This window comes from Myroides odoratimimus, from assembly GCF_004337635.1.
GTDB classification, from domain to species: Bacteria; Bacteroidota; Bacteroidia; order Flavobacteriales; family Flavobacteriaceae; genus Flavobacterium; species Flavobacterium odoratimimum.
This window is the reverse complement of sequence record NZ_CP037427.1, coordinates 3,332,801-3,344,699: the sequence shown is the minus strand read 5'-3', so window position 1 is coordinate 3,344,699 and position 11,899 is coordinate 3,332,801. Positions and strand designations below refer to the sequence as shown.

The 11,899-nt window shown below is 36.4% G+C and carries 7 protein-coding genes and 1 pseudogene; 3 read left to right on the top strand and 5 right to left on the bottom strand.

Annotated elements, in window-relative coordinates; all coding sequences use genetic code 11:
- Positions 1-48 precede the first annotated feature (48 nt).
- Positions 49-489 (top strand): hypothetical protein, encoded by a 441-nt coding sequence (locus tag E0Z07_RS15090; protein WP_131540909.1) that lies wholly within the window; start codon positions 49-51, stop codon positions 487-489.
- Positions 490-557: 68 nt separating this feature from the next.
- Here the strand turns inward: E0Z07_RS15090 and E0Z07_RS15085 are convergent, their stop codons facing one another.
- From E0Z07_RS15085 to E0Z07_RS15065, 5 genes are all read right to left on the bottom strand, one after another.
- Complete coding sequence (locus tag E0Z07_RS15085) at positions 558-1,145, bottom strand: DUF3347 domain-containing protein (RefSeq protein ID WP_131540908.1); 588 nt, start codon at positions 1,143-1,145, stop codon at positions 558-560.
- A gap of 340 nt (positions 1,146-1,485) precedes the next feature.
- Positions 1,486-3,069: an efflux RND transporter periplasmic adaptor subunit gene (locus E0Z07_RS15080; RefSeq protein WP_131540907.1), complete on the bottom strand. Its 1,584-nt coding sequence runs from the start codon at positions 3,067-3,069 to the stop codon at positions 1,486-1,488.
- Positions 3,070-3,072: 3 nt separating this feature from the next.
- Positions 3,073-4,548 (bottom strand): TolC family protein, encoded by a 1,476-nt coding sequence (locus tag E0Z07_RS15075; protein WP_131540906.1) that lies wholly within the window; start codon positions 4,546-4,548, stop codon positions 3,073-3,075.
- A 212-nt stretch (positions 4,549-4,760) separates the two neighbouring features.
- Complete coding sequence (locus E0Z07_RS15070; protein ID WP_131540905.1) at positions 4,761-8,579, bottom strand: efflux RND transporter permease subunit; 3,819 nt, start codon at positions 8,577-8,579, stop codon at positions 4,761-4,763.
- Between the two features lie 354 nt (positions 8,580-8,933).
- Positions 8,934-9,362: a hypothetical protein gene (locus E0Z07_RS15065; protein WP_006259953.1), complete on the bottom strand. Its 429-nt coding sequence runs from the start codon at positions 9,360-9,362 to the stop codon at positions 8,934-8,936.
- Positions 9,363-9,761: 399 nt separating this feature from the next.
- Between E0Z07_RS15065 and aqpZ the strand changes: the two are divergent.
- Together aqpZ and csx27 are read left to right on the top strand one after the other, a co-directional pair.
- Positions 9,762-10,466 (top strand): annotated as a pseudogene (aqpZ, locus tag E0Z07_RS15060) (aquaporin Z).
- A gap of 739 nt (positions 10,467-11,205) precedes the next feature.
- On the top strand, positions 11,206-11,886 hold the full coding sequence (csx27, locus tag E0Z07_RS15055; protein ID WP_006261415.1) for a type VI-B CRISPR accessory protein Csx27: 681 nt from the start codon (positions 11,206-11,208) through the stop codon (positions 11,884-11,886).
- Positions 11,887-11,899: the final 13 nt, after the last annotated feature.

Genomic DNA, 11,899 nt, shown 5'->3' with positions numbered 1-11,899 from the left:
TCCTAAAAAAAACGAAGGAAGTAGTATTAATAATAAAAAAAAAATGAAATGAAAAGAATTGTTCTATTACTAATGATGGCATCTATGGCACTAGCTTGTTCTTCAGATGATAATAAAGGAGGAAGTAATCCTGAGGGATCAACGGAAGTAGGGGTATCACATTCTCATAAGATAAAAATGCCTGGATGGCTACAAGGTCAGTGGGTGGCTAAAGGAAGTAGTGAGTATGACTTTCACAGTTTTAACTTAAAGGCAAATGATCTATGTGTAGTGACGGTAGTATCAAATTGTTATCAAGGACAGATTAATGCTGTAGATAGAGTAGATCCCAATCATGTGACGGTGGTACAGGAGAATAAAAAGGGTTATTATCGTCTATCAATAGAGATGGGAGGTCTATTAACAGAGTATGCTTTTACTCATAAATCAGAGAGTGAAGTAGAACTTAAGATGAGTAATGTACCAAGTGTAATTCTAGTTAGAAAATAACCTTTTTATCAGAGGAAAAATAGAAAGGCTGTCCACATCGGACAGCCTTTTATTTTTTAGTTATAAAACTATTTAGTTTCAAATGTGATTTTGTTTTGATTAGCACCACATTTAAGCATTGAAGAACCGTATAATGGGTTAGATAGGTCTTCTACATCGCTTAGCCATTGACCACCTTCACCGTTGTTGTACATTGGGCAGTATTGTTCAAATACTACTCTGTCTGTTCCTACCGTATTGATTAGTTTTACTAAGTCTTCTGTTAGGTCTTCGAATTCTTCTCTTTGTACTTTGATGTCTGCTACGTCAATCTTAGTAGCTGTTTCTACTAATTCTTTCACTAGTTCTTTTGCCTTAGCATCTTCTGTTACTACTGCATTAAGATTAGTTAATAATGTTTTACTAGCTGTAGCAGCTTCTGCTTGATTGTCTTCTTGAAGTGCTTTTTTAACTAAGAAATAAGCATCAAGAGTAGATTGTAATACATTAGACTCTTTTACTGTTGTTACTTTCTCAGCAGCGCTAGCTGTAGTGTGATCATCGTGATCATGTCCTGCATGCTCTTCTGTTGTTGGAGCTGTTGTTTCTTGTTTTTTGTCATTACATGCAGTAAGTGTGAAAGCTAATACTGCAAAACTTAAAATTACTTTTTTCATTTGATTGTTATTTGTATTACTATTTTTTTGTTTTTTGTCAAATTGTGAAATCGGAAAGGTGTGAAATCGTGAAACCGCTTATTTGTATTTTTGTTACCTGTTACCTGTTACCTGTTACCGTTTTCGATAAGGTAAAGTTAGAAAAAAGAAGGTAGAGTTTTGTTTAAAGTTAACAGTTTACGGTTTACAGTCTTGCCCTACGGGCATAATGTACTTAGATGATGTAATTAATTATACTCTGATGTTATAGCCTAAACGGTTTCACGAAAAAACAACATCAGACTATCGCAACATCACAAAAAAAACGATTTCACAAATTCACGGTCTCACAAAAAAGAAACTATCTTTCGAATTGACAACAGCTGTGTAAGGCTTTATAATCTGCATCTGTAGCTTTGTCTAGTTCTGTATCGTGTCCTACCTTGGCTACAGCCTTAGATATGGCAGATTTAGAGGTTAGTTTTTTGTCAAAGTTAAGGTGAAGTACCTTTTCCTTTACATCCCAAGAAGCAGTAGATACCCCTTTTACTTTTTTAGCAGCGGTTTCTATTCTCTCTTTACACAGGTCACAGTTTCCTTTTACTTTAAGCATAGCATGTTCTAGATTAGCACTTGCCGTAGTTCCGTGATTAGCATGACCTTCATGTCCTGTAGCAGCAGGAGCATTATCGTTGTTCATCATACTGCGTTTTCCTTCTAACTGCGCGCTAGCATCAACTGTAAATACTCCATTAGTTACGATTTCTTCTCCATTTTCTAATCCTGACATCACTACATAATTCTCTCCAAGGGAAGGCCCTAATACGATTTCTCTTAGCTTAAAGGCAGGAGTAGCAGTCTTGGGTTGTTTTACATAGATTACAGAGCGTTTACCTGTCCATAGTACAGAAGATTTAGGAATGACCATTTCTTTATTGTACTGTTTTAAAGGAGCTGATATTTTTGCACTCGCGTACATCTCAGGTTTAAGGTTATTATTTCTATTGTCTGTTTCTACTCTTACTTTAGCTGTTCTAGAAGTAGCGTCTATAATAGGACTAATAAAAGCAATCTTTCCTTTAAATACTTCTCCTGGTAAACTCTGTAATGTATATTCTAATACATCTCCTTCTTTGATAAATGGAAGGTCATTCTCATAGGCATCAAATACAGCCCATAGCTTAGATAAGTTAGAGATACTGTATAATACAGTTCCTTGATTAATATAATCTCCTTGATTTACACTCTTTTCTACTACAATACCACTTGTATTTGCGTGTACCGATACATAAGGAGAAACATTCCCTGTGCTCAAGACTTTGTTGATTTGAGCTTCAGACATCTTCCAGATGCGCAATTTCTCTTTAGCTGCGTCTAATAATAAGGGCTGTAAGTCTTTTAACTTAGCTGCTTCTAATAACTCTTGTTGAGCTGTTAGTAGATCAGGAGAATAGATAGTAGCGATTAGTTGTCCTTGTTTTACAGCTTCTCCTGTAAAGTTAACATACAATTTTTCAATACGACCATTGACATGAGAAGTTTGAGATTGTTGTAATCGCTCATCTACTTGTATGGTTCCATAGAGTTGAATGTCTTTTACAGCATCTTGATGCCCTACCACAGTAGTCTGTATATTAGCTAGTGCTACTGCTTCTTTAGACATCTGGATTGCTTGATCGTCTATTGCATCATCACCACCATCAGAAGATTTAAGCGGAATTAAGTCCATAGCACATAAAGGACATTTCCCTGGTTTATCCATTTTGATTTGAGGGTGCATAGAACAAGTCCATACCGTATTTCCCTCTTCTGTAGTAGCTGGTTCTCCATTGTGCTGATGCGATCCTGCACCACCAAAGACCATCCATCCTAATAATAACCCTACAAGTAATATTGCACTATAACGTACAATATTGTTTTTGAATATATTTCTTATTTTGTCCATTGCCTAAATATTTTGTGTGTTGTCACGTATTGCTAATAATTTCTTGATAGAAGCTACCATGGTATTGTAGTTAGCAATTGCTTCTGCTTTTTTTAATTGGTAATCTAATAATTGACGTTGTACTTGTATTACATTGGTTAAATCGCTTTTGCCTGTTACAAATTCTTTGATAATAAGGTTGTAAGTCGTCTCAGCTAATGTAGTTTGCTTCTCATACAAGGTGACAATTCGTTCAGCATCATCTAATTGACTTTTGTATCCATAATACTCACTTTTTAAAGTATTGTAAGTGTCTTCGAATTTTTGATCACTAGACTTCCACCATAGTTTACCTTCTTCTTGTTGGGCTTTATACTTTTTGCGGAAGATAGGAAGGCTAACAGTCACCATCGGCATAATCATATCTTTCCCATTCATATCTCCCATAGCCAGCATTTTATCATTAGTCTTTCCGATAACCATATACTGCAATCCAAGCCCTATCATAGGGTAGCTCATTTTCTTGTCCATTTCTGCTTTTGCTTTATAGGCAAGACCTTCTTCTGTGATCATTGAAAGCATAGGATTATTAGCCTCTATGGCAAGAAGAGCATCTTGCTCTCCATAGATAAAGGAAGTTTTCTCTATTTCACCTAATATGACCTCATGGTTTGCTTCTCTATTTAAAAGAGCATTGAATTTTGCTTTCTCTGCTTTTAATTGAGAGTGTAAGCTTTCAATACTATTCTCTATCTCTATAAGTTCTAATCCGATACGTAATACATCAGACATTCCTGAGGCGCTACTGCCGCCCATTTCGCTCATACCTCCGCCAGATCCCATAGAAGACATCGCTGGTGTGCTACTAGCAGTAGCTCCACCACCCATACTTATTCCTCCCATACCTTTTGATGTAGAAGCAGATGGAGTAGAGGCAGTCTTAGTGTTTACTTTAGGAGTAGCGGTAACCTTAGCACTATTAGATGGCGCTGAGAACTTTCTAAGAGCTAATTGTTCTAATTGTTGTAAGAGTTTTCTGTTCTCTTCATTATTTCTTAACTGCTCGTTTAGCTTCTGCATGGCATACCATTGGGTATGTACTTGTAAAGTAATATTATCAACCACTTCTTTGTATTGCTCGTTTTGCATATTAGCCATATGACCCGCTTCTATGCGGGCAGTCTTACGCGTACCAAACCAAGGAAGCATCTGCATGATACTTACATTACCAATAGAGCGCCCACCTACAATATCCATAGGCTTTGTGTAGAAGTCCATAGATAGTTCAGGATCTTGAAAAGCACCTGCTTGTGGAATCTTTTGTAAAAAAGCTTCATGAGCAAATTTCTGTGCTTTGATGCCCGGGTTATTCTCTATGGCTACATTGAGATAGCTTGATAGAGAGTTTTTAGGTTGCTGCTGCGCTACAGCCGTAGCAGTGAAGCTAGTCACTGCTAAGAAGGCTGAAGCTAAATATATATACGTTTTATTTTTGTTCATTGTTTTTTAGTTTACAGTTGACGGTTTATGGTTCACAGTTTATGTCGTTACGGATTGGAAATCCACACCATCATACTTCGTTTAAGTTGCTCAAAGTCGGGAGACTTTGCGCAGCGAGTTATGTCCTAGATGTGACACGCATAATAATGCGTCTCTACCTTAGTGTATTGCGTGCCGACATTGTGTATATAATGCCCGTAGGGCAACCATTCTTAATTTTTAATTCTTTTCACCGCCCATTCTCTCCACCAACATTGGAATACAGGAACAACAAACATAGTCATGGACTGTATTAGCATTCCTCCGAATGTAGGGATAGCCATGGGTACCATAATTTCTGCACCTTTACCCGTAGAGGTCATCACAGGAAGAAGTGCAATTAGAGCAGTAGCAGTAGTCATCGCTGCAGGTCTTACACGTTTTAATCCTGCGTATACTACCGCTTCTCGAATTTCTTCTTTAGTCTTAGGATCTCTAGCCTCGAAGGTATCATGTATATAAGTTCCCATTAGTACTCCATCATTGGTAGCTAATCCGAATAAGGCGATAAAACCTACCCAGACTGCTATACTCAGATTGATATTGTGCATTTGGAATAAGTCTCTCATATTCATATCTCCGACAGAGAAGTTCATAAACCAAGGCTGTCCGTATAACCACAATAAGATAAAACCTCCTGCAAAGGCTACAAACACTCCAGAGAAGTGGATAAGCGATGCCGCAATCGTTTTAAACTGGAAGTATAGAATCAAAAGAATCGCTAATAAACTCAGTGGTACAATGTATAGTAATCGCTGAGAAGCTCTTTCTTGTTGTTCATAATTACCAGCGAACTTATAGGTTACTCCTTTTGGCAGGGTAAGTTCGCCAGAGGCTAGCTTAGCTTGTAATAGCTTATCTGCCTCGTGTACTACATCTACTTCAGCTTTTCCTTCTGTTTTATCAAAGATGACATAACCAAGTAAGAAGGTGTTCTCACTCTGAATCATCTGTGAACCTTTAGCGTATTCTATATCCGCTACCTCGCTTAAAGGAATTTGAGCTCCTGTAGCAGTAGGGATTAGCATTTTTGCTAGCTGTTCTGGGTTATCTCTTAATTCTCGAGGATAACGCAATCTTACCGGGAATCGCTCACGTCCTTCTACAGTAGTGGTCAGGGCCATTCCTCCTATAGCAGCACCGATTACATCTTGCAGGTCAGATACAGTAATTCCGTATCTAGCCATATTATGTCTGTTTAGGTGAATCTCTACATAAGGAGCACCTACTGCGCGGTCATAGAATACAGTAGAAGGCATAATAGAAGGGATGTCTTTAAGCGCAGTCTCTAATGCTTTTCCTCCTATTTCTATAGATTCTAAATCTGGTCCTGATACTTTTAATCCCATTGGCGCACGCATACCTGTTGATAGCATCACAAGTCTTGCCTCGATAGGCTGAAGTTTAGGAGCAGAGGTCAGTCCAGGCAAGTGAGATACATTGACAATCTCTTGCCAGATATCATCCGCCTTTTTGATCTCAGGACGCCATTGACGCAAGAACTTACCGTCTTTGTCTATAATTAAACTATCTCTAGGGATAAGTCTAAAAGCATCTTCTACATTATAAGTAGTTCCATTGATGAGCTCGAACTCTCCTTTTTTATTAACTTTAAATCGTTGTCTATGTCCATTGTCATCTAGGATATACTCTGATCTATAGTTGATTGTGTTCTCAAACATCTGAGTAGGAGCAGGGTCTAGAGCAGAGTTTACACGTCCCCATTTACCTACTGTTAATTCTACTTCAGGAATATTGGAAATACGTCTGTCTAGTGTCCCGATAAACTGAAGGTTCTGTTCAATACCTGTATGAGGCATACTTGTAGGCATCAGTAAGAATGATCCTTCGTTAAGACTAGGCATAAACTCCTGTCCAATACCTGGGAAGGTCTGTGTTGATTTTTGCCAAAAAGCAGTTTCTCTAAATGATTTCCATCCCACAGTCTCAAAGCCTTTGGCTACAAAACCAAAGCTTTTGTCTGCACCTAACCATACTAGCATTCCGAATACTAATGTTAGAATAGGAATACTCATGAACTTCCAACGGTGGGTAAGTGCCCATCTTAAGATCTGCTCATAGTAAATCACTAGTAACCACAATACACCTAATATAGATCCGATAGATAAAAGTACAAAGACAAAGTTTAATCCTGTACTCTGCTGCGTCCCTAATGGTAGCCATTCTACTGTAAGGTAGTATAACGCCACAAGTAGGGTAAGGGCTACATTGATATAATTCGCTATTGTATCTGTTTTCCAACCTGGTGTAAACAGATTATTAATAGCCACTAATGTTAGTGTTACAGCGATAAACTCGCCTGTGTAGATCCACAGTCCTATACCTACTACAGCTAAGATATAATTGGCTATTTTGCGTACTTTTTGTTTGTCTATTTTAATAGAATACACGTAGTATGCAATAGTTGGCAACACGATAATTCCCAAGATGAAAGCAGATAATAAAGCAAAAGTTTTCGTATAGGCTAAGGGTTTAAATAGCTTTCCTTCTTGCGCTTCCATCGCAAATACTGGTAAGAAACTGATAATCGTGGTTAGCATAGCTGTTGACAATGCACCTGATACTTCTGATACCGCTTTGGTAATAAGATTGACAAAGGCTATTCCCTTACTTTGTATTCCTTGGGCTTTTTCTTCTTCCATGTACCTGATGATACTCTCGACAAAGACGACGCCAACATCTACCATAACTCCAATAGCAATAGCAATACCCGATAGAGCAACGATATTGGCTTCTATCCCCATATACTTCATAATGATGAAAGTCGCTAGTACACCTATGGGTAGAATACTAGAGATAATCACTGACGCGCGCAAGTTTATAACAAGTACGATCACTACGATGATACAGATTAATATCTCGTGTGCTAAGGCTGTTTCTAATGTGCCTATTGTTTCTTGTATTAATCCTGATCGGTCATAGAAAGGAACTACGGTTACTTTAGATATGGTACCATCGGCAAGTGTTTTTTGAGGAAGCCCAGCTTCCATCTCTTTTATTTTAGCTTTTACGTTACTAATCACATGCATAGGGTTAGCTCCATAACGAGCTACTACAACACCTCCTACAGCTTCAATACCTTCTTTATCTAGACCACCACGACGTGTAGCAGGCCCTAAGTTAACGAAGGCTACGTCTTTAATTTTTACAGGAACATTGTTTCGTACTGTTACTACAGCATCCTCTAGATCCTTGACATTTTTAATGTATCCCAGACCGCGTACTAAGTACTCTGCTTTATTAATTTCGATGGTCTCTGCTCCGATATCCAGGTTACTTTTCTGAATCGCAGACATCACATCCATTACAGATACGTTATAAGCGCGCATCGCATCAGGATTCACTTCTACCTGATACTCTTTTACATATCCTCCGATAGAGGCTACTTCAGACACTCCCTCTGCAGCAGATAAGTTATATTTAGTGTAGAAATCTTGTACTGTACGTAGCTCGTCTGGATCCCATCCACCTGTAGGTTCTCCTGTCTCAGGATTACGCCCTTCAAGTGTGTACCAATATACTTGTCCAAGAGCAGTAGCATCTGGACCTAATGAAGGTATAACTCCTTCTGGTAATGTACCAGCAGGTAGAGAGTTTAGTTTCTCTAAGATACGCGAGCGGCTCCAGTAAAATTCTACATTTTCTTCAAAAATGATATAGATAAACGACATCCCAAACATAGAGCTACTACGCACTGTTTTTACACCAGGAATACCCAGTAGAGAAGTCGTTAGCGGATAAGTGATTTGCTCCTGAATATCTTTAGGAGAGCGCCCCATCCACTCGGTTGCTACGATCTGTTGGTTTTCACCGATGTCAGGTATAGCATCTACTGGCACAGGATCACTTGGCAACATATTTTGGTGCCAGTTAAATGGAGCTGTTATTAGTCCCCATACAATAACTACTACCAGTAGTAATAGAGTGATTACTCTATTGTGTAAGAAGTACTTAATGATTTTATTAAGCATAAGATATATATTATACTGTATTAATAAATGACATCTGCTAATCCTTTATTTTATGCAACAATAGGTATGCCATATGCTTAGACATTATTTATAAACCTAAAATCCGATAAAAATAAATTAGCGATGATAACTAAAAAGGTAATTATCATTTGATCCACAGATAGGTACTATTACTTCTTAAGAACGAATATTTAAGTATTTATGTTGCTATATACTTACTATGTGTACATAGTAAGGTAAGTACTTTAAATAATACTTTCTTATCTAGTAATAGAGTGAAATGGTGTGGATGAAGTAACTAATATAAAAGTGACCTAAAGGTATAGGTGTGAACTAGTTACTTTTTTTAGAATATCATATACGATAAATACAGATATAAGACAAGGGGTCTATATCTTTATACTTAAATCCAGAAACAGAAACAGAAAGGGGAGAAACAGATACTAAATCAATAGATTTTAAGTCCTCTAAGTAGTTAGAGTTAAACCATTGTGATTTAATATTGGCTGTTTTAGCCTTTGTGTCTTGAACAACTTTTGGCGTTTGTACTTTTAACTCTGCTATGGTAACTAATACACGTGAAGCAACTGTACAACATGGCATATTCATATCCATACTGCGAGAACCTTGCTCCATATCACCACCACAACAAGACATACCACCATCATTACTTATCTCCATACCACAAGTCATCACCTCCTCTGTGCAAGACCACTCTATAATAGGGCTAGCCGTCACTAGGAAGGATAAGAATAGGAATAATATGGATAAGTGTTTCTTCATTTAATGTCTGAATTGTTCAAAACGATGAGACAAAGATACTTGTTTTTTAAATATATAGATAGGTTTTAAATGATTTTTGCAGACGTAAAAACACTTTTATTTTTACACTTATACAATTGTTGTTTTTTGTTGTGTAATTTCTGTTTTTGAGACAAGAAATACTCTTTTTAACCTTGAGAAAAGGGAGTGTAAAAAAGTTAAAGTCTTATAAAGTTGATAATTGAAAAGAGCACGTAATTATAGGGATATTCTATCTGTAATTTTTTATGTTCTTGTTTCTCCTCTTTTTAACATGATATTAAGGTAAAATCATATTCTCTGTATTGGTGTTAAAGAATGTTCGCACTATGTGACTTCGCTTATTCTAGAGGTCTTAATAGTAAACATATTAAAATTGCTATGAGCAATTATTTTGCAGAGTTCTTTGGGACTTTTTGGTTAGTATTAGGAGGATGTGGTAGTGCATTATTTGCAGCTGCTGTTCCTGATGTGGGAATAGGATTTATGGGAGTGTCATTGGCATTTGGTCTTACCGTTTTGACTATGGCTTATGCTGTAGGACATATTTCGGGAGGACATTTTAACCCAGCCGTTTCTGTCGGAATGTATATGGGAGGGAGATTTTCAGCTAAAGAGATTTTGCCTTATATCGGTTCTCAAATACTAGGGGCTATTGCCGCCGCTGCTACTTTGTTTTTAATCTTTAAGGGAAGTCAGATGTGTTGTATAGATCCCAGTACTCCAGGAGCATTCGCAGCTAACGGTTATGGAAACTTATCTCCAATGGGTTTAGTATGACTTCTGCCTTTATCACAGAGTTTGTTTTGACAGCTTTCTTTGTTGTAATTATTTTAGGAGCTACAGATAGATAAGAGAGCCAATGTTAAGTTTGCAGGTATTGCTATTGGGTTGGCACTGAAGTTGATTCACTTGATTTCTATCCCGATTACGAATACTTCTGTTAATCCTGTACGCTCTATTTCACAAGCTATTTTCGTAGGAGGAGAGTATGTGCCTCAACTTTGGTTGTTTATTACAGCCCCTATGCTAGGAGCAGTAGTAGGAGGGCTTATTTATAAATACCTTTTAGAAGCGAAAAAATAAAAACTCCTGTTTTGTATATATATATTAGGGCAACGCATTTAAGTATGCGGAGCCCTTTTTTGTTTTTTTGGGTTGTCTTAATTGCAGAGAGAAAAAAGGAAAAAAAGAGAATATTAGGACTATTTAATAAAATAGGAGTTGTCCTAAATATGGATTTAAAATGTGTCTCTATAACTGTGTTTTTATTGAGATTTAGAAAAGAAAAGTCTTCCATCGATATTGTTTTTTTAGGCTTGAATTGTAAAAAGTGCTATAATATGTCAAAAGAGGTAAATATAAGTCTTATCTATATTCCTTTTTTCTTGTTTTATTGTTAATAAAATGTACTTAATACATAGTAAAACAATTAAAAAAAACAGATAATAATTATAATTTAATAATATTTGGGGTAGTGTAAAAATATCATGCGATTTTTTGCTAAATGGTTGTATATTTAAAATGTGGAACAACAAACTCTGGTTGTATAGAAAATATAGAAGTTTTATTTTTTTAAGCCAATAAGTAAAACGGAGTTCAAAACACCCAAAATTTTTTTCTTTTCAACTTATAGAGGCGCACAACCCTAACCAAGTCGTCGATATTAGGCAAAGAGCTATCCTATTTATAGGGTAGCTTTTTATTTGGTATCATATCATGATGAGGCCATTTATTCTTTTGCTTATATGTATTTTTGCTATTTTTTGTCTTTAAAAATACTAGTTTGTTCTGTACCTTGGGAGAGATGTTTTAATCACAAATTATGGATAAACTTTCTCTTTACGAGCTGTTCTCTTTTGTTATTCCTGGAGGTATAGCACTTCATTTATTAAATTGGTGTTCTGTCAATGTATTAAGTACAGGTACTCTATTTAATCTATCGGATTTATCAAATAGTTTGATAGCTTTAGTATTCGCTCTTCTTATAGGAGTAACACTTCATATTATCACTTTTAATATCTTATTAAAGTGTGGTAGCTACCGCCAGATAATTTATAAGTCTGTCCAAGAGATCAAACTAGATGATTATATCCAACAAGTAATTCCCTTTTTAAATCAAGAGTATTTTCACAATAAGAAACACGAGGTAGCTGCTAATACCAATAATGCTGTACCTGCAGAGAACCTATTTGATTATGCTTATTATTACTTAGAGGTAAATGGCAAAAATGCACAAGCAAAGAATTTCCAAAGTTTGTATTTCTTCTTTAGAAATATGTTTACTCTAGGGATCGTCTCTATTGTAATTCTGATTATTGCTTTAGTTTATAGTACGATAACAAGTGTAGGAAAAGATGTCTTAAGTGAGATTGTTTTTAAGATAGCTTTTTTTGCTGTTATTATTGGTATCGCTGTACCAGTAGCAAATTGGTTGAGAAAAAAGATGATTATAACAGTGTTCGGGTGTTATTATGCTGATAGAGTACACCAAACGAATAAATAATAAAAAGACGAAT